Here is a 26463-nt window from a genome sequence, read left to right as displayed (position 1 = left end):
GGGATGCGCGGCAGCAGGTTAAAAAGGGCTTAAAGCTACGATAAAAGCCTTTTGTGGCTTGTATAAATACTGGCGTGCAATGTATCTTTAATGCCCCTTTGCACTGAAATGGGGTGGCTGCTTTATTGAATCAGTTAATACAGCACCAGTGGCTCTTGTTCTTGTTCTAAAAATTCCCAATTCAACTTTTCATGAAAACACTTCGACTGTTACTCAGTCTTGTGGCGCTGTTGGCCGGAATGCCGGTTTTGCAGGCCCAGGTAGTGAGCACTCAACCGGTATTCTTTCAGGATACTACCCCCATCACGCTGACCTTTGACGCCTCACAAGGCAATGCAGCATTAGCCGGATTTACGGGGCCGGTATACATCTGGACGGGCGTTATCACCAACAACAGCACGAACAACTCGGACTGGAAATACGTGAAAAGCCCGTCGTTCAATGTCGCCGACCCGGCGGCCCAGATGACGCGCAGCTCTACCAACCCTAATCTGTACACCATCAGCTTTACACCCCGCAGCTTCTATGGCGTGCCGGCTGGCGAGCAGATTCTGAAGCTGGCCATGATTTTCAAGAATGCCAGTGGCTCCGTGGTGGGCCGCGGCAATGGCGGCGCCGACATTTTTGTGGATGTGCAGCAGAGTTCTGCTCTCACGGTGCGCATCACCAACCCGGTGGTGCCCAGCGGTGGAAATCCTCTTTTCCTGAATCTGAACGACCAGTTGAGCGTAACCGGCACGGCTTCGGCCAGCACCGCTCTGGCACTGTACCTGAACAATACACTGGTAACGCAGCAGGCTAACGCCACTACACTTACGGGTACCGTCACGGCAACCCAGACCGGCCGCAACGTAGTGAAACTGGTAGCCGGTAGCGGCGCCCAGCAGGTGGCTGACTCTTTGGTATTTGTGGTGCGCCCTGCCGTGAATGTAGCCGCTCTGCCGGCCGGTGCCAAAGACGGCGTGACCTACCTAAATGGTGGCACCTCAGTAATTCTGAACCTGACCGCCCCCAACAAGCAGTTTGTGTATGCTCTCGGCGAGTGGAACAACTGGCAGGTTGAAAACGCGGCCTACATGAACAAAACCCCCGACGGCACCCGCTGGTGGATTCAGGTCAATGGCCTTACGCCCGGAGTAGAGTACGCTTACCAATATCTCGTGGATGGCACGCTGCGCATTGCCGACCCGTACACTGAGAAGGTGCTCGACCCCAACAACGACTCGTTTATTCCGGCCGTCACGTACCCGAACCTGAAACCCTACCCAACGGGCCGCACCACGGGCATTGTGTCGGTGCTGCAAACCGGCCAGACGGCGTATCAGTGGCAGGTGAATAACTTCCAGAAGCCCAAGAAAACCGACTTGGTAATCTACGAACTGCTGGTGCGCGACTTCATTGCCCGCCACGACTACCAGACCCTGCGCGACACGCTGAACTACCTGCAGCGCCTGGGCGTGAATGCCATTGAGCTGATGCCATTCAATGAATTTGAAGGCAACGAAAGCTGGGGCTACAATCCGTCTTTCTACTTCGCTCCCGACAAGTATTATGGCACCAAGAACGAGCTAAAGCAATTCATTGATGAGTGCCACCGCCGTGGCATTGCCGTCATCATGGACATGGTGCTCAACCACAGCTGCGGCCAGAGCCCGATGGTGCAGATGTATTTTGACGGCAGCACCGGCAAGCCCGCTGCCAACTCACCTTGGTTCAACCAAGATGCCACGCACCCGTTCAACGTGTGCTACGATTTCAACCACGAAAGCACGTTTACCCAGTATTTCGTGGAGAAAGTGAATGCACACTGGCTGCAGGAATACAAGATCGACGGCTACCGCTTCGACCTGAGCAAGGGCTTCACGCAGGTGAACTCCGGTTCCAACGTAGGCCAGTGGGGCCAGTACGACCAGTCGCGCGTTAACATCTGGAACCGTATCTATGGTCAGCTGACGGCCATTGACCCCAATGTGTACTGCATCCTGGAGCACTTTGCCGACAACACGGAGGAGAAGGTGCTGGCCGATGCCGGCATGATGCTGTGGGGCAACATGAACTTCAACTACAACGAGGCCACAATGGGCTTCGTGGGCAGCTCTGACCTGAGCGGCGGCTACTACGGTGCTCGCACCTGGAACAATCCGCATCTGGTGACATACATGGAAAGCCACGATGAAGAGCGTCTGATGTACAAGAACCTCACGTTCGGCAACCAGCTGAACCCGGCGCACAACCCGCGCGACCTGTCTACGGCGCTGGCCCGTAATGAAGCGGCAGCGGCTTTCTTCTTCACGGTGCCCGGCCCCAAAATGGTATGGCAGTTTGGCGAAGTAGGCTACGACGTAAACATCGACTTTAACGGCCGCGTGGGCAATAAACCGATCCGGTGGAACTACTACCAGGATCCGGCGCGCCGCAAGCTCTACGACACATACCGCTACCTGATTGCGCTGAAGAAGGCGGATCCGGTGTTCGAAACCGGCACGTTTACGCAGAGCGTGGGTGGTGCTACCAAATCTATTCACCTCAGCAGCGCGGCGCAGAATATCACCGTTATCGGCAACTTCGACGTGACGACGCAGAGCGTGAACCCGGCCTTCCAGAGCGTGGGCAAATGGTATAACTACCTCACCGGCGACAGTATCACGGTCACGAATGCCACGGCTCCTATCTCGTTGCAGCCGGGCCAATATGCCGTATACACTTCTCGCCTTGTGAAGAAGGGCAGCGTGCTCAGCACCAAGCCACGCGCTACCGAAGCGCTACGCCTGACGGCTTCGCCAAACCCTACCAGCACCGCTGCTACCCTGCGCTATGAGCTGGCAAGTGCCGCCCCGGTTACTGTGGCGGTAGTTAACATGCTGGGCTCTACGGTACGGACTATCAATGTCAGTGCGAAGCAGGCGGCCGGTGCCCACCAGCTTCAACTGCCGGTGCAGGACCTTGCCAACGGGATATACATTGTGCGGGTCAGCACGGGCCAACTGATGCAAACCACCCGCTTGGTCGTGCAGCACTAAGCTGAACGTGTGCCGGAAAGTAATCCGGCATTCAGCCACAGAAAAGGGCCGATTCCATTTGGAATCGGCCCTTTTCTGTGGCTGAATACTGTACAGTATGCGAGGTACTACGCTTTGCCTTCGTGGTAGCTTACCAGGTCATCGATGGGGGAGCGGATGATTTTGCCTACTTCCATATTGTGGGCGCGGGCTACTTGCGCCAGCGCATCCCGGAAGTTGTAGCCAACGGAGCCTACGCAGTTGAATGTGTAGTCCTGGTAGTTGGGGTAGTGGGCTACAATGTTGGTGAAGAAGGTCTCAAAGCCCTGCAACACGATTTCGCGGCAGTAGCTGATGTTGTTATGGTCGTAAGTGAATTTGCCGAAGCTGGCCAGGAAGCGGTTGGGCAGCGGCTGGTTGTAGAGCCGGTCCAGAATGTCTTCACGGGTAAGGTTGAATTCCTTTTGGAATATCTCCTGCAGCCCATCGGGCAGCAGGCCACGCAGGTAGTCGCGCAGGAGCCGCTTGCCGATGAACGAGCCGGATCCTTCGTCGCCCAGGAAATAGCCCAGCGAATCGACGTTATGAATCACCTTTTCTCCATCGTAGAGGCAGGAGTTGGTGCCGGTTCCCAGAATGGCCGCAAAACCGGGCTTGTCGCCGAGCAGTGCGTGGGCAGCTGCCAGCAGGTCGTGGTCTACCTTCACCTTTGCGTTCGGGAAGATCTGACGCATGGCGGCCGCAATGATTTCCGCCTTCTTCGCATTGGATACGCCCGCGCCGTAGTAATACACTTCGGTTATTTCTGCCCGAGGTAGTGTTTCTGGCAGGTTTTTGTCGAGCGAAGCGGCTATTTCTGCCGTCTTAATGAAGTCAGGATTGTAGCCTTCGGTGTTGAAATACACCCGGTTGCCAGCTTCATCAAGTTGGCACCAGCTACTCTTGGTCGAGCCTCCGTCGGCAATGAGAATCATAGAAGGTTGGTTAGAAAGAAACCGCCACCACTCAGGCTTGCGGCTTCAGGTTAGGGGAACTACGAAAGTACAGGAAGTGGGCGCTTTCGCAACCATCAGCAGCACAAACTATCCTCAGATGGAACAGCAAATCGGCAGAATTGTCGTGCCAAAGGCCAGGCCGGAGGCACAGCAACTAGCCCGCATATGACAAAATGCGTGAAGGTGAGCAGGTACTTAATTACAGCGTAGCAGAGTATTGATGAAATGCCAACTAGATTTTTAAAATATCAACCCGAAATCTGCAATAAAATGCCGTTTTGCGTGCTTATACTGTTTTTTTAATACTTAGTGAGTACTTATATTTACTACAGATACTTACTAGCCGTATCAGCGGTTTCAGCGTGTCTGCCCAATCAATTTTTCCACAATTTTTTCATTCCCTAACCATGAAAAAAATCTTTACTCTGGCCGCCGTTGGAGCGTTGGCTACAGCTGCTTTCACCAGCGCACAAGCGCAGGCTCCCATCACCATCAACGGCCAGCTTGCTGCTTCAGAAGTGGCAGCCAACGGCTACCAGTTGGTAGGCCGTTTTACTAGCCCACGGGGCTTTGGTGATGCCGGACTGCTGGCGCTATATGCCGCCTCGGACGCCAATAATCTGTATTTCTTTGTTGCTGGTACGCTGGAGAATAACTCGACCGGAGTTAAAAATTCCCTGCAGCTGTTCATCGACCGGCCAGGAGTAGCAGGTGTGCCAGTAGGTACTGCGCTGCCAGTAGCCACTGGGGCATCGGGCACCTCTTTCAATGGGATGACAGCCCGCCTAGATCTAGCCGCCGACATTGCAGTGGCTATCAGAGGCAATAATACCGCCAACCAGTTTCAGGTAGAAGGTGTAGCCTATACGTCGGCCACGGCCGGTACTGCCGCCGTCCTGACTGGCACTACTCCTCTGACTGCTAACGGAACAGCCGGGACCGTGCCGGCCAGCGCCGCAACGGGTGCGCTGGCTGGATTTGCTGGTGCCCAAGTGGCCTACACGAGCAGTGCCAACCTGTCTTCAAACCCAGGCTTTGCCAGCAATGGCAGTGCGCCAAGCAACGGCCTGGAAATATCGGTGAGCCGGACGGCTATGGGTCTGCCAACTGCGGGCGGTAACGTGCAGATTTTTGCGTTGCAGAACAACCAGGATGGAGGCTTCCTGTCCACTGACTTCATCCCTCAGATCAACCCGGTGCCTGCCACCGGCACCAACATCGGCGATGCTGCCGCTGCTAACTTTGCCAACGTGCCCGGCACGCAGGCAGCAACCCTGGTCGTTACGGCCACTGGCCTGACGGTTCTCAGCAACAAGCGCGCTGAAGAAGCTGCAGTAGCCCTGTCGGTGTATCCTAACCCTGCTTCGGACAAGGCAACTATTATGTACCGCGTGCTTGACAAAGCCCAGAAAGTAGATATCACGCTGATGGACTTGCTGGGCCGTCCGGTCCGGATGCTGCAGAACGGTATGCAGCCAGTTGGTACATGCAGCCTAGAGCTAAGCCGCCAAAACATTGCCGCTGGTTCTTACCTCGTGAAGGTCCAAGTTGGTGACCAATCCTCTACGCGCCGGGTATCCCTGCTGTAAGGTTAAGACTTCTAATAAAAAAGCCCCGTCATCTAATGATGGGGCTTTTTTGTGTCATTTTTCATCCCAGAAAACACGCTGGAATAGGCCGGTTAGTTTGAAAGCCTTCTTGTAAAGCGTGGGGTAACGCATTGCGTAAGATGGCACATAACCAGCAGCGTGAAAATGGAAGAGGTCTTCACGTTACAATACCGCGACTGTCGGTTTAGGCTGAAGGCGCTGCAGGATTCCAACACATATTTGGTGCAGGGACTGTCGGCACTATGAGGTAACAAAAAAGGCCGTCGAATATCGACGGCCTTTCTGCTTTTTAAGCGTTTAGCTGGGCTTAGTTGCTCAGTGTGTACGTCTGGGCAGTTAGGTTCAGCGTAATGGTGTAGGTGCCAGTTGTAGGAACTGCAATGTTGGCGCCGTTTGCATTCAGCGGACCGGTGCCGCTGGCATTGCGTGGGGTGTCAGAACCATAGTTTACGCCCCAGTCACTGTTCTTGCGGAACTTGAACTCGCCAGCGTTGAGCACGCGCGTAATCTTGTAGGTGCGCGTGTCACAGTCGTAGCGTAGCGGCACGTCCGTATTCCAATCGACACCAGCTGGGCCGATGATAGACCATCTGTCCGTGTTTGGCGGCAGGCAAACTCTGTAAGAAGTAGCCGTCAGGGGAATGCTAGGGGAAAGAACAGGAGCATTAGCCGCATAAGTGGCAGCCAAACGCACTTCCACAGGAGTAGCCGTGCCCGGAGTCAGGCCAAGGGCATTCAAGGCTGCGTTCAAGGTATCAACACGAAGCGCAGTAGTTGGGCCGGCACCCGCTGCTACAGAAACAGGCCGGGCAAAGTTGTTGCCTTGCTTGTCAATCTGCAGTGTATACACAACCGCCGGATTGTACGGATGCTCCGCATTGGTCCATGCAAAGGAGTTTATCTTGCTCCAAGTATAGGTAATGGCAGTTTGCGTTTCGTTAGCCTGGTTCAGTACCACGTTGCTGGTGGTAGTGGCGAGGGTAGGAGCGTTTGAAGGGGTGAGGGTAGCTTGAGTTTCGTCTTTTTCGCAGGCCGAAAACACGAACAGCAAGGAACACAGACCCACCAGTGGAGATAACCAGTTTTTCATGTGGGAAGTGAAATTGAGTGTGAACTAGGTGGACCGACTTCCGATGAAGGAAAGTCGGTCCTTTTAGAAAAGTGCTAGTATCCGTCGTTCTGACGTAGGTTCTTGTTAACCGAAAGGTCGGAAGCTGGAATGGGGTACAGTACCCGATAAGCATCTACTCCACGACCATTCAGAACACCACCCTTCCAGGGCCACAGGTAAGAGCCTTCTACGAAGCGTCCGTAGCGAATCAGGTCCGTACGGCGGAAGCCCTCCCAGAACAACTCACGGCCACGCTCATCAAGAATGTAGTCGGTAGTGAGCTGGCCAGCTGTGATGGCACTGCCAGCGGCTCCGGCGTAAGCACGGGCACGAAGCTGGTTCACATAGGTCAGGGCCAGATTAGCATCCCCTGAACCACCGCGTTTCACGGCCTCTGCATAGTTGAGCATCATTTCCCCCAGACGAATCATCGGGAAGTCTACGCTCGACTGGCTCTGCGAACCGCCAAGAGCGGTACCTGTCGACGTTACGTTACGGAATTTAACTACCCCCAGACCTTCGTTGAAGTTGCCGATGTCCGCAATTTCCAAAGTCTGACCCTGCGTCCAGAAGCGGCCGCGAGTGTCACGTGCGGTATCTGCTCCAAACAAGTTGAACAGGTTTTTAGTGGCGCGCATGCCGCCCCAGCCACCCTGAGGCATACCGGTTTTCGCTTTCCAGCTGGTGTTACTTGGGCTGGTTGAGCCGTTTACCAGGAACGTGGTACCACCAAAGCTGCGGGTATTGTTCGCATCGAAGGTCACGGGCCATATGATTTCGTTGCGGGCCGGCGTGGTGTTGTTGTCGGCCAAGAACAAGCGGCCGTATGCTGACGCTACGTTGCCAGCCGGGGTAGTCGACAGGGCATAGCCGGCGTCTATTACACGTTTGGCATAGGTTGCGGCGTCAGTGTAACGGGCAGTGCCAGTATATACTTGTGCGTTCAGGTATAGCCGGGAAAGCATGCCCCAAGCAGCAGCCTTATCTACGCGGCCGTACTCATTGGAACGCGGCTCAGCAAAGTCAGCATCTGTGCTCAACGCTAGCAGCTCGCTCTCAACATAGTCGAACAGCTGCTGACGGTTGCGGTACGGAGGGGTAAACACCCCGGGAGGGTCGGTTTCTACCACGAAAGGGCCACCACCGTACAGGTCCAGAACGTGCTGGTAAGCCACTGCGCGCAGGAAGCGCGCTTCGGCGCGGAAACGCTTGGCAGTAGCTACGTCACCGCCACTCAGCCGGGAGTTCAGCTTATCATCGCTCGACTCGCGGATGAACTCGTTTGCAACGGCAATTTCATAGTAGATACGGTAGTACAGACCACGAATGAGCGGGTTGGAAGCCGTCCAGTTCATGTTGTGCCAGTCCCGTACGCCTGCGTCGCCCCAGGCCAGGATGGATTCGTCAGTCGACAATTCCTGGGCACTCCACAACTGACGGATATAGTCAGAAGTACCTTCGTCGATGCCCTGTACGTCGCCGCCACCGGAAGCGCCATTGTCATCCGACCCCAGGCCCGTTACGGCGAAACCACCGTACACTTTGGCCAGTACAGAACGGTAGCCGCTTATGTCCACATATACACGGTCCGGTGTTGTTTCGTACTTGGGTTCCAGATCCAAGTCGTTACAGGAGGTGAGGCCTGTACTCAGGGCCATGCCCGCTGTGGCTACTACTAAGCCACGAATCAAAAACTTATTCATTGGGTCGGGGAATTAGAAGCTGGCGTTCAGGCCGAAAGTGAAAGTGCGGGCGCGAGGGTAGAAGTTATTGTCTACACCATTGAAGATTTCCGGATCCAAGCCCGTGTACTTGGTGATGAGGAACAAGTTCTGAACAGCGGCAGTCAGACGAAGATTCGAACCTTCGCTGAAAATTTTACCGAAGTTATAGCCCAGCGTTACGTTCTCGCCACGCAGGAACGAGCCGTTCTCCACGTAGTAATCGGAGAGTACTTGCTGCGAACGGAAACCAGTTTCACGGATGCCTACGGGCAGGTTACCCACAAAACCCGTTGACGTGTTGGCGTTAGCGTAGTTAGCGAGGTTGCCTGCCAGCGAGTTGTACACGTAATTGCCGGTGTTAGCACGCAGCACAGCGTTCAGAGAGAGGCGCTTGTAGGTAAAGTTCGTAGTGAAGCCAAACGTAGCGAGTGGAGCACGCTGCTTATAGCGGTACAAGTCCTGCTCGTTCACGTTGCCGTCACCGCTGCGGTCCACATACACGCCTTCCAGCGGACGGCCATCTTCGCCGTAGGCCTGCTGGTAGACGTAGTAGGCATTGTTTGCGTAGCCTACCGAGTTAATCTGTACGGTTGTACCCGTACCGCCCGGAATTCCTTCCGTCAGATAGCCAGGGAAGTTTTCCTGCTGCGTACCCAAGTCGGTGATTTCAGTTTTGTTGTAAGCCACGTTGAAGTTCATGTCCCAGGTGAAATCTTCCGTCTGGACTGGCACGGCGTTCAGGGCAACTTCCACCCCACGGTTGCGGAGCGAGCCAATATTGCGGTTCAACTGGTTGCTTAGGCCACCAGCTGGTACAAATACGTTGGCCAGCAGCTCATTGGATTCACGCTGGTATACATCAAAACTACCCGAGAGGCGGTTGTCCATGATACCCCAGTCCAGGCCCAGGTTATAGGTGGTCGTGGTTTCCCACTTCAGGTCAGGGTTGTAGCCCGCGGGGCGCCGTCCGGTGACGAAGATGGGAGCACCGTTGGCATCCACCCCGAACTGGTACTGCACCGTGGAGCGGCTCGTCACGTAGCGGGGCAGGTAATCGAAGGGACCACCAATTTCCTGCTGGCCCGTGATGCCGTAGCCAGCGCGCAGCTTAAGCTCTGTGATAGAAGCATTGTTGGCGAAGAACTCCTCGCCTTTGAGGCGCCAGCCCAAGCCCAAGGCCGGGAAGTAGCCGCTTCTGTTGCCTTCGCCGAAGCGTGAGGTGTTGTCGTTACGCAGAGTTGCCGTCAGCAGGTAGCGGTCCTTGATAGACAGGTTGGCGCGGCCGAAGTACGAAATGAGGCGGTAGGGGTCGTAGTAACCTGCTACTGTCAGCGTATCTGTCGGGTTGAACTTGGTGGTGCGGTCGAAACGGTACGGCAGGAACAGCGGGCCCTGGGTTTCAAAGTCCTGATGCGAATAGCCAGCCTGCACGTCAAACTTGGTATTCTCGCCTAGCTGCTTGTTATACGCCAGGTAGAATTCCAGCAGACGCATATCCTTGTCTTGCTTGTACTGCGAGAAGCGGCCATTCTGGTTGACGTTGGTAGCGCCACTGTTGAAATTGCCGAAGTCGGTCACCGAGTTGGTTGTCGAGCCAGAACCACGCGAAATATCAGTAGCCAGGTTCAGGTTGGCACGCAGTTCCGGCAGGAAGTGGAACTTGTAGTCCAGCTGCACATTGCCAATCAGGCGGTCTACATCACTGATGTTATTCGTGTTTTGCAGAGCGGCTACTGGGTTGCCGGGAGCCAGCGTCAGGGGCACGCCATTGGCGGTCAGATACTGATAATAGCCACCATAAGGAGCATATTGGGCCTCTGATGAGCGTACAGGCTGGGTTGGGTCGTAGAACAAGGCGCCTCCAATAGCACCGTTGTCGATGAAGCGGTTTTTCAGCTTCGTGCCTTTGGCATTTACATCAATGCGCAGGTGGCCATCAAGAATAACAGGCGACAGGCTCAAGGAGCCAGTATTCCGCTTCAGGTTGTTGGTGATGACGATACCATCCTGGTACAGGTTGCCGTAGGAAACGCGGAAGGGAACTTTGCCCAGGTTGCCAGTCAGGCTGATGTTGTTGTCGTAGGTAGCAGCAGTGCGGAAAATTTCGTCCTGCCAGTTGGTGTTAGCTGAGCCCAGTGTAGCTATCTGCGAAGCCGAACCGTTGGCCTGAATCAGAGTGCGAAACTCATCAGCTCCCAACACGTCGTAGGTTTTGAAGGGGCGCGAAACGGAAGTCTGCGACGAGAAGTTTACCGTAAGCTTTTCGCCCTGTACCCCACGTTTGGTTGTGATGAGTACCACACCATTCGAAGCCCGGTTGCCATAGATTGCCAGCGCCGAAGCATCCTTCAGAACCGTTATAGACTCAATATCATTAGGGTTGATGAGCGTGAGCGGGTTGCTGGCGCCGCTGATGGTGCCCTTGTCCACTGGTACTCCGTCAATTACGAACAGTGGATCGTTGTTGGCATTCAGCGAAGAGCCACCACGAATACGAATAGTATTGGTAGAGCCTGGAGCGCCACCACCGGTCGTAATGCTTACGCCGGCAACTTTGCCCTGAACCAACTGCTCGGGGTTCGTCACCTGGCCCGGCACAAAATCCTTGGCCTGCACCGTTGCAATGGAACCGGTTACATCTTGGCGGCGCTGGGTGCCGTAGCCTACTACCACTGCCTCATTGAGCAGAGTAGTATTCTCATTAAGCGTTACGTTGCCAACGGCAGTGTTTTGGCCTGCCGCAACAGTTACCGGAATCCGGTTGGTGGTGTATCCTACAAAAGAGACAACCAGCGTATTACTTCCGGCCGGAACGCTCTGAATGGAGTACGTGCCATCCGAGTTGGTGGAGTTGCCAAGCGAAGTGCCTTCAATCAGAACAGTTACGCCAGGCAGCCCTTCGTTCTTCTCGTCGACGACGCGGCCACTCACGGAACCAGTCTGAGCGAATGCCCCGGTGAAACCGGCACAAACGAACAGTAGCAGAAACAGTAGTTTCGCCAGGTATGGGTGTTTCATTGAAAAATGGTTAGGGGTGAAATGGATTTTTCCGGCTTGGCCGGAGTGGGAATTAGTTGGGATTTTTGACGGAAAAATTGACTAAAACAGCTGGCAGCCGGGGGGCTTCCCGCAGTACGTTTTCAGTCCGTCCAACATCACCAAATCGTTAATAAACTTCGCAAGTTAAAGTGGTATATCCCACAAAAACAACGGGCCAAACAGAGGAAAGAGGTATAGTGATAATTGGACTATGCGTGCGCAAAACCGCTACAACAGAGGAGGCCGTGTAAGGCTCGGTCACTGCCACAAATAATTCATGCATCAAAGAGACACAAACGCCGCCTTTAAAACAGCCTTCTACCGGTCGGAAAGCCGACATATACCGCAATATCATTTCAATAAGAATGCGACAATTGATAAATTTTATGATGCTGTATTGACTGAGGGAGCGTGGCCATAAAAACGAGACGTAGGCAGATAATGAAGCTTGTCTAGCACAGGTAGACCACTAATGTGATGGTGCGAATGAGCAATAATGCGCACATACACCTCTGTGCACGATTGAAATCGGATGGTGCTTTTGAGGCAGAGAACAAACCCTGTTTCTAAGTCTCAGGTCTCTGATACAGCAATAAGTCAACACAGTACAAGGTTGTTTAACCATGATTTCTGATATCCATCCGACTTTTTTTGTATATATCTTAGTCAGGTATTCATCTCCGAGTATCAGCTGGTGTATCATAAGGATACGGCTCGTGAAGCGTGGCTTGTGTCTGGGGTTTCTAGCTGTAGAGCAGTAGGTGAAGTCAGGACTCACTCAGTAGTTTCCTGGAAAAGTACAGATGGTCAAAATGGGATAAATCTGAATTATGCCTTCTTTTTCATCAGCATACTAACCAGAAGGCTTAGGAATGGTCAATAGGTGTCAGGTAGAGTGAGTATCTACTCACCATGTATTTTTGTCTTATGAAAACAGTCCTTCTGGGAGCCTTGCTTTTCTTTCCCCTTTTTGCATCTGCTCAGGCCATACTGCGCATCACGAAGGTTCCGATTACCACGCCACCTACCGATACGCTGTATGTGGCTGGGGCTTTCAACAATTGGAGCCCGGCGAGCCCGGCATACCGCTTGGTCAAAAAGCCGGACGGGACCTACCAACTCACACTTCCGGCTACTCTCAGGGGCGCTATTGAGTTCAAGATAACGCGCGGCTCGTGGCAGCGCGTTGAAACCAATGCCCAGAACGTCGGAATAGAGAACCGCCGAGCAGAACTGCCTGGTAAGGCAGGGTACATTGATGTGCAGGTAGCCAACTGGAAAGATCTGGGACAGGAGGATAAGCCCTGTGCCAGCACGGCAGTGCAGCCCAACGTACAGATGGTGAGTGCTGCATTCCTGATTCCGCAGTTGGGCCGCACGCGCCAGGTATGGGTATATCTGCCAGCCGGCTATGATGCCAACCCTGGCCAGCGCTACCCCGTGCTGTATATGCACGACGGGCAGAACGTATTTGATGCCTGCACCAGCTTTTCAGGCGAGTGGGGAGTAGACGAGACGTTGCGCCAGTTCCAGCAACAGGGTTTGGATGCAACCGGTAGCATTGTGGTAGCTGTGGCCCACGGCGACCAGGACAGGCTCAACGAACTCTCGCCGTGGCGCAACCCGAAATACGGCGGCGGCCAAGGCAACGCCTACGTGGATTTTCTGGCACAAACCCTGAAACCATACATCGATGCAAACTACCGCACCCTAACAGGGCGAGAGTTTACGGGCATAGCAGGCAGTAGCATGGGTGGCCTCATTTCCACGTACGCGGCCCTGAAATACCCGCTGGCGTACAGCAGAGTAGGGGTGTTTTCGCCTGCTTTCTGGTTTGCCGAAGATTCGCTGCGGAGCTATATGCAGCAACTGCCGCCAAAGCCGCAAGGCACACAGACCGCCTATTACCTGGTTGCCGGAAGCCAGGAAGGCGAAACCATGGTGCCGCTCATGCAGCAGATGGCCCAAGCGCTACAGCGGCCCGATTCACTGGCCAATCGGGTGCAGACGGTGGTACAGGCCGATGGCCAGCACGCCGAATGGTTCTGGAGGCGTGAGTTTCCGGCTGCCTATCTATGGTTGAATGCGCCACATACCGGCAACCCCGCTGGCGGTGACCTGTGCTGGGCTGCGTGGCTGGAACCCCATACTCGGCAGCTGCACATAGCGGCTAGTCAGGAGCAGGCCAGCCTGCGAAAAATTGAGTTGAGGCTTTATAACGCGGCCGGACAGCGCATTAAGCGCAGCAAGCAAGCTGCTGGCTCGCGCCTCGACCTAAGCCAGCTGCCAGCGGGAACCTACCGGTTGGTGATGCAGCAGGCCGGACGGGTTGCTGGCCGGCAGCAGCCCGCAGCATGCCAGCAACTGGTAATACTACCGGAACAGGAAGGGAACAAGTAATTGCCAGATTTTCAGCTGTCAGAAGCCTTATTTGATGAAATGGTAGACAAAATGTGCTGTTAATGCAAGATTTTCTGAAAACCAACCTTACCTTTGTGTCGTTCAACGCCTCAATAAGACTCTGGCAATGATTTTTTCGATGACGCAGCAAGCATGGTGGTGGCCTTACGGAGAATCCGGACGGGACAACCTGTGCGTGCGCTGAAGCATCGAAATTCCTTCTTCGCACTGACTCAACAGAACGCCCGGCCACCTCGCCGGGCTTTTTTATTTCCCGGCGCTGCGTGCTTTGGTTTCCACATATCAGCAGCCCACTTATGCAATCATTCCAGCTTCATACCCGCCATCTGCGCGTGCTGGCCGACACCGTGACTCCCGTTGGCCTTTACCTGCGGCTGCGCGACCGGTACCCCAACTGCCTGCTACTGGAAAGCTCCGACTACCACGGGCAGCAGAACGCTTTCAGCTACCTCGCTTTCGACCCACTTGCACGGTTTGAGCTACACGGCAGCGAGTTGACACTCACCCTGCCCGACGACACCACGACGAAGGAAATCCTTACTGAGCCGGGCACCGCCCTGAGCCGGCTGCAGGAATTCGCCAATAGCTTTCAGACCACAGAAACCGGCTTCGATTTCATTACCGGGGGCCTGTTTGGATATATCGGCTACGAGGGCGTACAGTATTTCGAGGACGTAGCTCTGAACCCGGAGAAACAGCCGGCGGGCCAAATTCCGGACATTCTGTACGGAACGTACCGCTACGTTATTGCCCTCAACCACTTCCGCAACGAGCTGTACGTGTTTGAGCACACGCTGGTCGGCGAGGAACTGGACGAGGATGGCCTGACGCGTCTTGCCCACCTCATCCGCAACCCTTCGTTGCCTGACTATAGCTTCGAGTTGGCCGGCGAGGAGCAGACCAACCAAACCGATGCGGAATTTCTGCGGATACTGGCGGCCGGCCAGCAGCACTGCCACCGCGGCGACGTGTTCCAGATTGTATTGTCGCGGCGCTTCCAGCAGGGCTTTCTGGGCGACGAGTTCAACGTGTATCGGGCGCTGCGCTCCATCAACCCATCGCCGTATCTGTTCTACTTCGACTACGGCAACTTCAAAATCTTCGGGTCTTCACCCGAAACGCAACTGCTTATTAAAGGGCGCGAAGCCAGCCTTTTTCCTATTGCAGGTACTTTCCGCCGCACCGGCCACGATGCCGAAGATGCTGCGCTGGCTCAAAAACTGGCCGACGACCCCAAGGAAAATGCCGAGCACACCATGCTGGTAGACTTGGCCCGCAACGATTTGGCCCGGCACGGCGACAATGTGCGCGTAAAAACCTTCCGCGAAATCCAGTTTTTCTCGCATGTCATTCATCTGGTGAGCGAGGTAAACGCCACGCTCAGCCCGCAGGCCAGTCCGCTGCAGGTGGTGGCCGATACGTTTCCGGCCGGTACGCTTTCCGGTGCGCCAAAGCACCGTGCCATGCAGCTCATTGATGCGCTGGAACCAACAGCCCGCGGGTACTACGGCGGAGCCATCGGGCACCTGGGCTTCAACGGCGACTTCAACCACGCCATCATGATTCGCTCGTTTCTGAGCACCGCCGGGCAGCTTTACTTCCAGGCCGGCGCAGGCGTGGTGGCCGCTTCCGACATCAACTCCGAGTTGCAGGAAGTGCACCACAAGCTGGCTGCTCTGCGCCGCGCCCTGAAAGAGGCAGAACAAGTGTAGTAGCTGCTGGACTTGAACCGCTGACTAATGACCTCTGCCATGAAAATTCTCGTTCTCGACAATTACGATTCGTTTACCTACAACTTGGTGCAGGTACTGCGCGAGTTGGGGCATACCGATAAGGTGACGGTAATCCGCAACGACAAGCTGACACTGGAAGATGTAGAAGCTTACGATGCAGTGCTTTTGTCGCCGGGGCCGGGGCTGCCATCGGAGGCCGGATTGATGCCCACAATTATCCGGCGCTATGCCAGTACCAAGCGCATATTAGGGGTGTGTCTGGGCCATCAGGGGTTGGCTGAAAGCTTCGGTGGCGAACTGTATAACCTGCCCGATGTGCTCCACGGCATTGCTACTGACGCTCATGTGGTGGCCGACGACCTGCTGTTCGAAGGCTTGCCCCAGCAGTTTAAAGTAGGGCGCTACCATTCTTGGAGCGTATGCCCCGAGTCGGTGCCGGCAGAGCTGGAAGTGACAGCGCTAGACGTAAATGGCCAGGTGCTGGCCTTCCGCCACCGCCACTATAATGTGCGTGGCGTGCAGTTTCATCCAGAGTCTATTCTGACGGAGCACGGCCACCAGATGCTCCGCAACTGGCTCAGCTAGTGGCCCTGAGGGAGGAATTCTTCAGCCTCCACTTATAAAGAACGACAGTCGGTTATAGGCACCCAAGTAGCAATAGAAACAGTTTTGAAACACCTTCTCAATCAGCTTTTCAACCAGCAGATCCTAACGCACGCCGAAGCCCGAGAGGCCATGCTGCGCATTGGGCAGGGCGAGGCCAACGCGTCGGAAATGGCCGCCTTCATGACCGTGTACCGCATGCGCCCCATCTCGGTGCCAGAGTTGGCTGGCTTCCGCGAGGCGCTGCTCAGCCTCAGCCGCGACCCGGAACTAGGCACACGCGAAACAGTAGATATAGTAGGTACCGGCGGCGACGGCAAGGACACGCTCAACATCAGTACGTTGGCTTGCTTTGTAGTGGCAGGGGCGGGGTACAAAGTCACGAAGCATGGCAATATTGGCGTGTCATCGGTGTGTGGCTCGTCGGATGTGCTGGCGCAGTTGGGTGTAGCGTTTGGAGCGAGTAATGACTTGCTCAAGCGGCAGTTGGAGCACGCCAATATTTGTTTTCTGCATGCGCCTTCGTTCCATCCGGCTATGCGCCATGCTGGCCCGGTTCGGCGGGAGTTAGGCGTCCGCACGTTCTTTAATATTCTGGGTCCGCTCGTCAATCCGGCCCGGCCGCGCTACCAAGTAGCCGGCACGTTCAGCCTGGAGCTGCTGCGCCTCTACCAGTATCTACTGCAGCAAACCGATACCTGCTATGCCGTGGTGCATGCGCTGGATGGCTACGATGAACTTTCGCTGACCGGTGCGGCTAAGCTGGCTACCATAGCCGGCGAGCAGCTGCTGACAGCTACCGACTTCGGGCTGGCCGCCAAGCAGCCCGCCGAGCTGGCGGGCGGCCGCACCCCCGCCGAGTCGGCCCGGCTTTTCGTAGACGTGCTGGAGGGCCGCGCCACCCGTGCCCAGCGCGACGTTGTGACGGCTAATGCGGCGCTGGCCATTCGGTGCCTGGAGCCGCAGTTGGGTTTGAGAGATGCACTAGCCACCGCGCAAGAGTCACTGGACTCGGGCCGGGCCAGGCAGGCGCTACGGCAACTGGTAGCGTTGCAGTAATCAGGATTCGCGCATGAACGCCACCACATCTTTTTCGACTATGACAATTCTAGATAAAATCATTGCCCATAAGCGCCAAGAAGTATCTGAGCGCCAGAGCCTAGTGCCTGCCAAACGGCTGGAACAGAGCCTGTATATGGATGCCCAGCCGCTCAGCCTGAGCCACTACCTGCTCCGCGACGATTTGAGCGGCATCATTGCCGAGTTCAAGCGCAAGTCGCCGAGCAAGGGCTTTATTAACCCGCACGCACCCGTCGAGCGTACCACGCTGGGCTACATGCAGGCCGGCGCCTCGGCACTTTCTATCCTGACCGATACGGAGTTTTTCGGCGGCAAAAACGAGGACCTCACCACGGCACGGCGCTACAACTTTTGCCCCATTCTGCGCAAAGATTTTGTTATAGACGAATACCAGATTCTGGAGGCCAAGAGTATTGGAGCCGATGCCGTGTTGCTTATTGCGGCCGCGCTGATGCCAGAAGAAGTGCTGCAACTGGGGCGTTTCGCCAAGAGCCTGGGGCTGGAAGTGCTGCTCGAAATCCATAGCGCCGAAGAACTGGAAAATACCCTTCACCCCGATGCCGTGACTCTGGTGGGCGTCAACAACCGCAACCTTCACGACTTCAGCGTCCGCCTCGATACTTCCGGCGAGCTGGCTCAGCGCATTCCGGCGGCGTATGTGAAAGTTACGGAAAGTGGCCTGAGCTCGGCAGCTGAAATCGAGGCGCTGCGGGCCGTTGGCTACCGAGGTTTTCTCATCGGCGAAACCTTCATGCGCCACAGCCGCCCCGAAAAAGCCTGCGCTGCGCTGGTGCAGCAGCTCCGCACTACGGAGGCCTTCACCCTGATTTAACTACTTGCCGCTATGTCCGTCACAGGTCTCCACGTTTCTGCCAGTGCCGCCGTACCTCATATCAAGGTGTGTGGCATGACGCAGCCCGACAACCTGGCAGCTGTAGCGGCTCTGCAGCCTGATTTCCTGGGCTTCATTTTTTACCCGAAATCCAGCCGCTACGTGGGAGAGAAGCTGAGCCGAGCGGCCCTGCTAGATCTGCCGGCTTCCATCCGTAAAGTAGGTGTGTTCGTAGATGCGCCGAATGCGCAGATACAGGAGCAGGTTGCAGCATTTGGGCTGGAGTTGGTGCAGTTGCATGGCCACGAAAGTCCGGTGCAGTGCGCTGAGCTTCAGGCGGTAGGTATCCCGGTTATCAAGGCCTTCGGAGTAGGAGAGACGTTCGACTTCGCGCAGCTGCTGCCCTACGTAGGGCAAGTAGATTACTTTCTCTTCGATACCATAGGCCCGCAACCCGGCGGCAACGGCACAGCCTTCGACTGGAACGTGCTGGCAGCCTATCCTTTGGCGGTGCCCTACTTTCTGGCCGGGGGCCTGGACTTGGCGCAGGCTGCCACGCTCCGAAGCCTGCATGTGCCTGGCCTGTTTGCGCTGGACCTGAACAGCCGTTTCGAAACGGCGCCCGGCGTGAAAGATCCAGAACTGCTGGCGCAAATGTTTACTGAATTGCGAGCCTGACGTGGTGTACTACAGTGCGTTGCCGTGTGCTTGCGGCAACTGATATAAGCGCTGCATTGGCCACTCTCAAATCCATTAACACATGAATCCTACGTACCAACACCCCACGGAACGCGGCTACTACGGTCAGTTTGGCGGCGCTTTCATCCCCGAAATGCTCTACCCCAACGTGGAAGAGCTGCGCGACAACTACCTGACTATCTTCGCTGACCCGGAGTTTCAACGCGAATACCAGCAGTTGCTCCGCGACTATGTCGGCCGGCCCACGCCCCTGTTTGAGGCCAAGCGTCTTTCTGAGAAGTACAACACCCGGATTTTTCTCAAGCGCGAAGACCTATGCCACACGGGCGCCCACAAGATAAACAACACGGTAGGGCAGATTCTGCTGGCCAAGCGGCTGGGCAAAACCCGCATCATTGCGGAAACCGGCGCCGGCCAGCACGGAGTAGCCACAGCCACGGTTTGCGCCCTGATGGGCATGGAGTGCATTGTGTACATGGGCGAAATAGACATGGAGCGCCAGAAGCCCAACGTGTACCGGATGCGGCTGCTAGGAGCCGAAGTGCGCGCCGCCATGAGTGGCAGCCGCACGCTGAAGGACGCTACCAACGAAGCCATCCGGGACTGGATTTCCAACCCGGTTGACACGCACTACATCATCGGCTCGGTAGTTGGGCCGCATCCGTACCCTGACCTTGTGGCGCGGCTACAAGCCGTTATCAGTGAGGAAATGCGCAAGCAACTGCTGGAAAAAACGGGCTCGGAGCTGCCTAACTATGTGGTGGCCTGTGTAGGCGGTGGTTCCAATGCGGCCGGCGCGTTCTACCATTTTCTGGAGGAGCCGTCGGTGCAGCTGGTGGCGGTAGAGGCCGCCGGGCACGGTATTCACTCCGGGCACTCGGCAGCTACCTCAGTACTGGGCAAGCCGGGCATCATTCATGGCTCACGCACCCTGCTCATGCAGGACGAAGACGGCCAGATTACAGAACCCTACTCGCTGTCGGCGGGGCTCGACTACCCTGGTATCGGGCCGCTGCATGCGTTTCTGGCAGAATCGGGCCGGGCGCGTTTCATCAGCATTGAGGATGAGCCGGCGCTGAAGGCGGTATCGGAGTGCAGCCGATTGGAGGGCATTATTCCGGCACTGGAGACGGCGCACGCGCTGGCTGCCATCGGCCAGCTGGGAGCTGGGCCTGAAGAGGTAGTAGTTATCAATCTTTCGGGCCGCGGCGACAAAGACTTGGAAACGTACATCAAGTACGCCGACACTATCATGTAACGCCCCCTATCAGCTGCTCAACCCAGAAGACCGGAACAACACAATGAACCGAATCAAAAGTGCCTTCCAAAAAAAGCAGAAAGGCCTGCTCAATATTTACTTTACGGCCGGTTACCCGCGCCTGCACGATACTGTGCCGCTGCTACAGGCTCTGGCTACCGCTGGCGCCGACCTCATTGAAATCGGGATGCCATTCTCTGACCCATTGGCGGATGGCCCGGTGATTCAGGCCAGCAGCACGGCGGCGCTGCACAATGGCATGAATATGCGGGTGCTGTTCAGCCAGTTGCAGGGTATCCGCGAGTCGGTGCCGGATACGCCCATTCTGCTGATGGGCTATCTGAATCCGGTGATGCAGTTTGGAGTGGAAAATTTCTGCCGTGAAGCCGCCGCCGCTGGCGTGGACGGGGTAATTCTGCCCGATTTGCCCCTGGATGACTATGTGCAGGAATACCAGGACGTATTTCGGCGCCACAACCTGCGGCCGGTGTTTCTCATTACACCCCAAACGGCGCCCGAACGTATTCGCCGCATCGATGAGCTAACCGATTCGTTTCTGTACCTCGTGTCGGGCCCTGGCACCACGGGCGGCGCCAACACGCAAGCAGCTGGCGTGCAGGACGCATATTTTCAGCGCATCGAGGACATGAAGCTGCGTAACCCTCGCCTTATCGGGTTCGGCATCGGCGACAAAGCCTCTTTCCAGCATGCCTGCCGCTACGCCGAAGGTGCCATTATCGGCTCCGCTTTCATTCGTGCCCTCGATGGGGTAGAAGATGTTCCGGCCGCGGCCCAACGGTTCGTGCAGTCAGTAGTAGCCTAAGCCTGCGGTAGTAGTAATGCACCGCAGGCCAGATTCCCTATTTCTCTTTCCAGTATGATCATTCAACTCGAGCCCGCCATTTCAGAAGCCGCCAAGGCTGATATTCTGGCCCGCATCAACGACCTTAAATACAAAGCCACAGAGGTGAAAACCCAGCGGGCACATTATCTGGTGGCCATTGGCAAAGCAGATATCGACCTGCGTACCATTGGGCAGCTACCTGGTATTCTGGACATTCACCGCGTTTCGGACGACTACAAGCTGGTGAGCCGCAAGTGGCGCGTGCGGCCCACCGTCCTCGACCTCGGCGACGGAGTGTGTATCGGGGAGGGCAGCCTTACGTTGGCGGCCGGACCCTGCAGCATCGAGAGCGAAGCCCAGATGGAGCTGATTATGCAGCACCTCGTAGAAAACGACGTGCGCATCATGCGGGGAGGTGTGTTCAAGCCTCGCTCGTCGCCGTACTCTTTCCGGGGCCTGGGTATGGACGGGCTGAAGCTGTTTCATCAGATGGCTCGTGCCCACGGCATCAAAATCGTGACAGAGGTAATGCAAGTGTCGCAGGTGGAGGAAATGCACGATTACGTGGACGTATTTCAGGTAGGAGCCCGCAACACTCAGAACTTTAACCTGCTCGATGCGCTGGGCGGAGTAGACAAGCCGGTGATGATTAAGCGGGGCATTTCTGGTACACTCGAAGAACTGCTGTCCTCGGCCGAGTACGTGTTTTCGGGTGGCAACGAGAAGCTAATTCTCTGCGAGCGAGGCATCCGAACCTTCGAAACGGCTTCGCGCAACACTCTCGACCTGAACGCGGTGCCCATTCTGAAGGAGAAAACGCACTTGCCGGTCATCGTGGATCCTTCGCATGGCATTGGTATTCGGGAATATGTGCCCACTATGGCTCTGGCCGGACTGATGGCCGGGGCCGATGGCATCATCTACGAAGCACACGAGAAACCGGAAGAAGCAGCCTCCGATGGTGCGCAGACCCTGAATTTTCAGGAGTCGGCCCGTCTGATCCGCAGTCTGCGGAAAGTGTATCAGCTGCGGGAAGAGCTGGAATAAACCCTCAGGATGTAGACGCACTATCGAGCGTTGCTGAGCCTGTTGCCTTTTCTACAAACGGCCCCGACTTAACCGAGTCGGGGCCGTTTTTTATATAGTCGAAAGCCAATCGGCTGTTACCTTGCCGGTATGTGGTTCGGCTTCAATGTCTATAGTGGGGGGCTGCTGCCGTTTTTCGTGCAGGGCATTGTGGTGGCAGCGGTATTATGGGCACGTCGGCGGCGAGAGGGGACGGCGGCTGATGGCTGGCTGGCCCTGCTGCTGCTGCTGTTTGCGGGGCGGCTGGCACAGTGGATGCTGGGCTTTGCAGGGTGGTACGACTCACACGATGCCCGCACTACGTTTATGTTCTACTGGCCATTCAGCAACTGGCTGGCCGTAGGGCCTGGGCTATACTTCTACTTCCGCAGTCTTACCAACCAGGAGTTTCGGCTCGAACGCAGGCACGGCTGGCATTTCGTGCCGGTAGCGCTACTACTGCTGTGGCGGCTGCTAGTGTTCGGCTACGATATTGGCTGGTGGCACGGGATACAGCATCAACCACTGCTGGAACATTTTGGCACCAAAGGCCCGCTGGCTTTCTGGGCCGACCAGCAGCCCATTTATTACTTAGCCGATGCGCTGGGCTACCTATCGGTGCTGGCGTATGCGGTGCGTAGCCTGCGCGAATACCGGGCGTATGCCCGCTACCTCAACGACAACTTTTCCGATACCGAGAAAATCCGTCTCCGGTGGCTGCGCAACGTGCTGGTAGCCGTGGTGGCGGGCACGGGCATTACGCTGGCATTTGGGCTTATTGGTAGCTTCATCAGCCCCTTGAGCTACTATGAGTCCTGGTACGACTACCTGTTTACGGGTGTGCTGATTTACTACCTCAGTATTGCGGGCCTGCTCACCGGTCACCGGTTGGCGGCACTGCGGTTTCAGCCGGCCGCTCAGCCGGTTTTGGCCACTAACCCCAGTGCAAGCCCCGACGAGCAGCCAGCAGCCGTAGTCCCAGGCCAGCACTATGCGCACGAGCCAGCCGCGCAGCCAGAAGCAGCGGTGGATAGAGCCGAACCCAAAACGCTGCTGGTTGCTGACCCGGCAGATTCGGACGACACCGCAGCGCCAGCAGAAGCCGATGCTGAGCTTGCCCGGTGGACGAAACGTTTGCTGCACCATATGCAAGTTGTGCACCCTTATCTGGAGCCCGAGCTAACGCTGGGCGAGCTGGCGGCGCAGCTTCGCACAAATACCTCATGGCTTTCCAAAGTCATTAACACGGGCTGTGAGCAGAACTTCAACGACTTCATCAACGAGTATCGGGTGCGCGAAGCCGAGCGCCGCCTGCGTGACCCGAAATTCCGGCACTACACGTTGCTGGCCGTGGCGCTGGAAGCCGGCTTCAATTCCAAGTCTACGTTCAATCGGGTATTCAAGAAGCTGCGCGGGCTCACCCCCAGTGAGGTAGCACGCGAAGAGTAAGCGTGCCCGAAGGTGTCAGATTATATATTGGGGCGTGCCAGGCTGTAAATCGGGGCGTTTGGGAGGCTAAGCGGCGGTTCCTTTGAACCATTGTTTCACCTCAACCCCCAACCTGTCATGCGTACTTTTTCCATTTTCCGTTCGGCTCCCGCGGTAGCCATATTCATTCTCGGGCTGTTGCTGGCTACGGTCTGCTGGGCTGGTATCCGTTCCGGGCTGCGCATTGAGCCCGGCAAGCAATTCGTATTAGGCGGAAGTCAACTCGGTGCCTTTAAGGTAGAGGCCCACAACGTAGGGAAGGTGTCTGTCGAAATCAAAGAGCGTCCGCGCGGTGGTGGCATTTTCGGCAAAACTACCCTGGCCCCCGGCGCCAGAGGGACTGTCCGGTTTATGGCGGGCTCCTCGGCATTGCTTCTAAATCCATCTAAGGAAGAAGCCAGCCTGAACCTCACCATCACTGGCGATACGAAACTCAGCATGGGCTATGAGCCCAACGGGAAGCTGTAAGCGAAATCATATTTCACTTTCTGCTATCGTGTCATCATGAAAAAATGGCTGTTTTTCGCTCGTCCTTTTTCGTCGCGCTTTGCAGATGTAGCGTGGCTTCTGTTTCGCCTGCATCTGGGCCTGTCTATTGCTGTTGGCGCCGGTTGGTCCAAGCTCGTCAACCTGACCACCGCCTCTGAGGTTTCTAAGCTGCTTACGGGGGCGGCCGCGCTGGGCCCACCCGACTGGTTTGTGCAGCAGGTGGCACAACTTGGGTTTGTGTATCCTTCGCCCTACGTGTGGGCCTGGCTGGCGGCCTGGGGCGAATTTGCCGGCGGCCTGCTGGTAGCGGTAGGGCTGCTTACTCGCTGGAGCGGCTTGCAACTGGCGCTACAGTTTCTGATTATCGCCTTTCTGTGGTACGATAGTCCGGAGCCACTCTTGGGCATGTACTATCAGCAGTTGCTTTTCTGGGCCTTTGTGCTGGTAGCCATGGTAGGTGGTGGCCGGTACTCACTCGATTATTTCCTGATCCGGCCGCAGCACAGTCATAGTCAGGGCGATGCTGGTACGCTAAAACCAGCATTACTTCTGCTACTACTGCTGCTGCTAGGAAACGGTGATGTATGTGCCCAATCCGCAACTCCTCGCCTGACTATGCAAGAGTTAGCCAGGCTGGCGCAGCAGTGGGAGCGGGGTTCCCTGACATACCTGGACTATAGCTCCCGAAAGTCAGTTACGTTACCTACTTATCTCAATGGAATGCGGCCCCGCTCCAATGAGCTAGTCCTCGACTTCGTATACCAAGAGCCCGAAGGAAAGCAGGTGGAGGGCTACGACAAACTCATTCTTGATGATACCGGCACAAAACTGGAATGGGACGGAGTGCCTATGGTGCTAGTCGAGAAAACGCCCCTCCCCAACCAGACGCTACGTCTTAAGTTTGAAGGGATAGGCCAAGACGACCAACGAGACTGTCTGATTCGCCGCACACTGTTATTGGGCCCGCAACAGATTTTGGTGGTGAAAGAAGTGAAATATGTCGGCAGCTCGACGTTTCTAGTGCGCAATACCTATCGTTTTCAGCGCTAAAACCCCACCTGTTACTACCAGCAATGCATGGTAAGAGTAGTGTAGCTGGTTATATGCCTTTTTGGGAATAAATGGGTGAGATTTAGAAAGGAGGGGTTAAAGTAACAGTTAGTTTTTATGAGCATGGCCCTATCAATTAAAGGGGTAATAGTAAAACTATAGTTTCTATGTTGCGACACATGAAAAAAATATAGGCTCATGAGCTACAACTTATTTATAAAGCTGTATATATTTGTTCTATCATGATGCAACTGACAGCAAAGCGCGCCTATCTGAATTCCATCTGCCCCGTGCAGACCGGAGTCGGGCTGTTTTGCCGGTACGGAAGCTAGAAGAGCAACATGCACCTTCGCCTCTGAAAGACCTCAAACAAGCCCGACTCCGACAAGGAGCCGGGCTTTTTTTCTGCCCATTCTCATGCTACAGCAACACTACGACCGGTACACTGCCCAGGATCAATTGGTCTGGAAAGTATTGTTCGACCGCCAGACCGCCCTGCTGCACAAGCGGGCCTGCACTGCCTTCTGGCAGGGCCTGGCAGCGGTGGGCCTGCACCGCAATGCTATTCCCGATTTTTCGGAAGTGAGTGAACGGCTGTACCGGGCTACCGGCTGGCAACTGGAGCCAGTAAAGGGCGCACTCAACGATGCTGAGTTCTTCGGGCTGCTGGCACAGCGCAAGTTCCCGGCAACTGTCTGGATTCGGTCAATGGAGCAATTTGACTTCATTGAGGAGCCCGATTTGTTCCACGGGGTATTTGGCCACGCCCCGCTTCTGATGGACCAGCGCTTTGCCGATTTTCTGCACTTCCTGGGGCAGATGGCGGTTCAGCACCTCGACGATGCCGTAGCACTCAGCCGTCTGGAACGCCTCTATGGTTTTACGGTGCAATTTGGCCTGGTGCAGGAGCGGGGCGAAACTCGGATGTACGGCGCGGGTTTGCTTTCGTCCTCGGGCGAAATTCACCATTGTATCAGTGACGTGACGCGCCGCCAGCCTTTTGATCTGGCCACGGTGCTACAGACGCCTTATAGCGAGGCTCACTTGCAGGAGCAGTACTTTCTACTCAACGGCTGGGACCAGCTTACAGAAAGCGTAGCCGACTTGGCGGCGTTGTTTGCCTCTGGCTGGCAGTTGGAGCCGGTGGAAAAGCAGTAGGCAGCGGCTCTTTTAGCTCATTTTTCACTGCAACTCGCAGAAAAGGATAACAAACCAGGGTGTGGAGGCTGTTTTGTAGCTACCCGAATGACAGAAATGCAACAGGTGGGGGTGGGATACTACTGTTGCTGTTTCTGTACGGTGGGGATGCTTCGCGGCTAGCGGCAGAATAAGTTTCTGCGCTTCTGGCTTGTTTACTTTCTGCTTACTTCTATAATCAAACCAAACCCTGATGTTGCTTACCACTCGCTATTACGCTTATGCC

General features: G+C 55.8%; 19 protein-coding genes. 15 read left to right on the top strand and 4 right to left on the bottom strand.

The window, feature by feature from the left end:
* Positions 1-191 precede the first annotated feature (191 nt).
* On the top strand, positions 192-3020 hold the full coding sequence (locus H4317_RS11995) for an alpha-amylase family glycosyl hydrolase (RefSeq protein WP_185886836.1): 2829 nt from the start codon (positions 192-194) through the stop codon (positions 3018-3020).
* A gap of 107 nt (positions 3021-3127) precedes the next feature.
* On the opposite strand, the gene H4317_RS11990 is transcribed toward H4317_RS11995, so the two are convergent.
* Positions 3128-3973: an N-acetylglucosamine kinase gene (locus tag H4317_RS11990; protein WP_185886835.1), complete on the bottom strand. Its 846-nt coding sequence runs from the start codon at positions 3971-3973 to the stop codon at positions 3128-3130.
* Between the two features lie 428 nt (positions 3974-4401).
* Between H4317_RS11990 and H4317_RS11985 the strand changes: the two genes are divergently transcribed.
* Positions 4402-5583, top strand: a complete 1182-nt coding sequence (locus H4317_RS11985) for a T9SS type A sorting domain-containing protein (RefSeq protein WP_185886834.1) — start codon at positions 4402-4404, stop codon at positions 5581-5583.
* A gap of 328 nt (positions 5584-5911) precedes the next feature.
* On the opposite strand, the gene H4317_RS11980 is transcribed toward H4317_RS11985, so the two are convergent.
* The 3 genes from H4317_RS11980 to H4317_RS11970 form a co-directional block, all read right to left on the bottom strand.
* Positions 5912-6694, bottom strand: a complete 783-nt coding sequence (locus tag H4317_RS11980; RefSeq protein ID WP_185886833.1) for a SusE domain-containing protein — start codon at positions 6692-6694, stop codon at positions 5912-5914.
* Between the two features lie 74 nt (positions 6695-6768).
* Positions 6769-8418: a RagB/SusD family nutrient uptake outer membrane protein gene (locus tag H4317_RS11975; protein ID WP_185886832.1), complete on the bottom strand. Its 1650-nt coding sequence runs from the start codon at positions 8416-8418 to the stop codon at positions 6769-6771.
* 12 nt (positions 8419-8430) lie between these two features.
* Positions 8431-11457: a SusC/RagA family TonB-linked outer membrane protein gene (locus H4317_RS11970; RefSeq protein ID WP_185886831.1), complete on the bottom strand. Its 3027-nt coding sequence runs from the start codon at positions 11455-11457 to the stop codon at positions 8431-8433.
* A gap of 948 nt (positions 11458-12405) precedes the next feature.
* On the opposite strand from H4317_RS11970, the gene H4317_RS11965 reads away from it, so the two are divergent.
* The 13 genes from H4317_RS11965 to H4317_RS11905 all read left to right on the top strand — a co-directional run bounded on the left by H4317_RS11965 (position 12406) and on the right by H4317_RS11905 (position 26198).
* Complete coding sequence (locus H4317_RS11965) at positions 12406-13878, top strand: alpha/beta hydrolase-fold protein (protein ID WP_185886830.1); 1473 nt, start codon at positions 12406-12408, stop codon at positions 13876-13878.
* Between the two features lie 317 nt (positions 13879-14195).
* Positions 14196-15611 (top strand): anthranilate synthase component I family protein, encoded by a 1416-nt coding sequence (locus tag H4317_RS11960; protein ID WP_185886829.1) that lies wholly within the window; start codon positions 14196-14198, stop codon positions 15609-15611.
* Between the two features lie 39 nt (positions 15612-15650).
* Entirely contained in the window at positions 15651-16217 is a 567-nt protein-coding gene (locus tag H4317_RS11955; RefSeq protein WP_185886828.1) for an anthranilate synthase component II, read from the top strand.
* A gap of 84 nt (positions 16218-16301) precedes the next feature.
* A complete protein-coding gene (gene trpD / locus H4317_RS11950) occupies positions 16302-17294 on the top strand; it encodes an anthranilate phosphoribosyltransferase (RefSeq protein ID WP_185886827.1) in 993 nt (330 codons plus the stop codon).
* Positions 17295-17334: 40 nt separating this feature from the next.
* Entirely contained in the window at positions 17335-18147 is an 813-nt protein-coding gene (gene trpC / locus H4317_RS11945; RefSeq protein ID WP_185886826.1) for an indole-3-glycerol phosphate synthase TrpC, read from the top strand.
* Between the two features lie 12 nt (positions 18148-18159).
* Positions 18160-18825, top strand: coding sequence for a phosphoribosylanthranilate isomerase (locus H4317_RS11940; protein WP_185886825.1), 666 nt, complete (start codon positions 18160-18162; stop codon positions 18823-18825).
* 82 nt (positions 18826-18907) lie between these two features.
* Complete coding sequence (trpB, locus tag H4317_RS11935) at positions 18908-20104, top strand: tryptophan synthase subunit beta (protein WP_185886824.1); 1197 nt, start codon at positions 18908-18910, stop codon at positions 20102-20104.
* Between the two features lie 43 nt (positions 20105-20147).
* Positions 20148-20927: a tryptophan synthase subunit alpha gene (trpA, locus tag H4317_RS11930; protein ID WP_185886823.1), complete on the top strand. Its 780-nt coding sequence runs from the start codon at positions 20148-20150 to the stop codon at positions 20925-20927.
* 54 nt (positions 20928-20981) lie between these two features.
* On the top strand, positions 20982-21995 hold the full coding sequence (gene aroF, locus H4317_RS11925; RefSeq protein WP_185886822.1) for a 3-deoxy-7-phosphoheptulonate synthase: 1014 nt from the start codon (positions 20982-20984) through the stop codon (positions 21993-21995).
* Between the two features lie 129 nt (positions 21996-22124).
* Positions 22125-23462 (top strand): helix-turn-helix domain-containing protein, encoded by a 1338-nt coding sequence (locus H4317_RS11920; RefSeq protein ID WP_185886821.1) that lies wholly within the window; start codon positions 22125-22127, stop codon positions 23460-23462.
* A gap of 117 nt (positions 23463-23579) precedes the next feature.
* Positions 23580-23969: a hypothetical protein gene (locus H4317_RS11915; RefSeq protein ID WP_185886820.1), complete on the top strand. Its 390-nt coding sequence runs from the start codon at positions 23580-23582 to the stop codon at positions 23967-23969.
* Between the two features lie 36 nt (positions 23970-24005).
* Positions 24006-25040 carry a DoxX family protein gene (locus H4317_RS11910; RefSeq protein WP_185886819.1) on the top strand — a complete coding sequence of 345 codons (1035 nt, stop codon included), beginning with the start codon at positions 24006-24008 and terminating at the stop codon, positions 25038-25040.
* A gap of 417 nt (positions 25041-25457) precedes the next feature.
* Positions 25458-26198: a phenylalanine 4-monooxygenase gene (locus H4317_RS11905; protein WP_260625646.1), complete on the top strand. Its 741-nt coding sequence runs from the start codon at positions 25458-25460 to the stop codon at positions 26196-26198.
* Positions 26199-26463 lie beyond the last annotated feature (265 nt).

This window comes from Hymenobacter sediminicola, from assembly GCF_014250515.1.
Classification (GTDB): domain Bacteria; phylum Bacteroidota; class Bacteroidia; order Cytophagales; family Hymenobacteraceae; genus Hymenobacter; species Hymenobacter sediminicola.
The sequence above is the reverse complement of the archived record's forward strand: the minus strand, read 5'-3'. Positions and strand labels throughout refer to the sequence as shown.

Bases quoted from the DNA above. Each gene is read 5' to 3' on its own strand.
- H4317_RS11995 (WP_185886836.1), top strand. From the start codon at position 192: ATGAAAACACTTCGACTGTTACTCAGTCTTGTGGCGCTGTTGGCCGGA.
- H4317_RS11990 (WP_185886835.1), bottom strand. From the start codon at position 3,973: ATGATTCTCATTGCCGACGGAGGCTCGACCAAGAGTAGCTGGTGCCAA.
- H4317_RS11985 (WP_185886834.1), top strand. From the start codon at position 4,402: ATGAAAAAAATCTTTACTCTGGCCGCCGTTGGAGCGTTGGCTACAGCT.
- H4317_RS11980 (WP_185886833.1), bottom strand. From the start codon at position 6,694: ATGAAAAACTGGTTATCTCCACTGGTGGGTCTGTGTTCCTTGCTGTTC.
- H4317_RS11975 (WP_185886832.1), bottom strand. From the start codon at position 8,418: ATGAATAAGTTTTTGATTCGTGGCTTAGTAGTAGCCACAGCGGGCATG.
- H4317_RS11970 (WP_185886831.1), bottom strand. From the start codon at position 11,457: ATGAAACACCCATACCTGGCGAAACTACTGTTTCTGCTACTGTTCGTT.
- H4317_RS11965 (WP_185886830.1), top strand. From the start codon at position 12,406: ATGAAAACAGTCCTTCTGGGAGCCTTGCTTTTCTTTCCCCTTTTTGCA.
- H4317_RS11960 (WP_185886829.1), top strand. From the start codon at position 14,196: ATGCAATCATTCCAGCTTCATACCCGCCATCTGCGCGTGCTGGCCGAC.
- H4317_RS11955 (WP_185886828.1), top strand. From the start codon at position 15,651: ATGAAAATTCTCGTTCTCGACAATTACGATTCGTTTACCTACAACTTG.
- trpC (WP_185886826.1), top strand. From the start codon at position 17,335: ATGACAATTCTAGATAAAATCATTGCCCATAAGCGCCAAGAAGTATCT.
- H4317_RS11940 (WP_185886825.1), top strand. From the start codon at position 18,160: ATGTCCGTCACAGGTCTCCACGTTTCTGCCAGTGCCGCCGTACCTCAT.
- trpB (WP_185886824.1), top strand. From the start codon at position 18,908: ATGAATCCTACGTACCAACACCCCACGGAACGCGGCTACTACGGTCAG.
- trpA (WP_185886823.1), top strand. From the start codon at position 20,148: ATGAACCGAATCAAAAGTGCCTTCCAAAAAAAGCAGAAAGGCCTGCTC.
- aroF (WP_185886822.1), top strand. From the start codon at position 20,982: ATGATCATTCAACTCGAGCCCGCCATTTCAGAAGCCGCCAAGGCTGAT.
- H4317_RS11920 (WP_185886821.1), top strand. From the start codon at position 22,125: ATGTGGTTCGGCTTCAATGTCTATAGTGGGGGGCTGCTGCCGTTTTTC.
- H4317_RS11915 (WP_185886820.1), top strand. From the start codon at position 23,580: ATGCGTACTTTTTCCATTTTCCGTTCGGCTCCCGCGGTAGCCATATTC.
- H4317_RS11910 (WP_185886819.1), top strand. From the start codon at position 24,006: ATGAAAAAATGGCTGTTTTTCGCTCGTCCTTTTTCGTCGCGCTTTGCA.
- H4317_RS11905 (WP_260625646.1), top strand. From the start codon at position 25,458: ATGCTACAGCAACACTACGACCGGTACACTGCCCAGGATCAATTGGTC.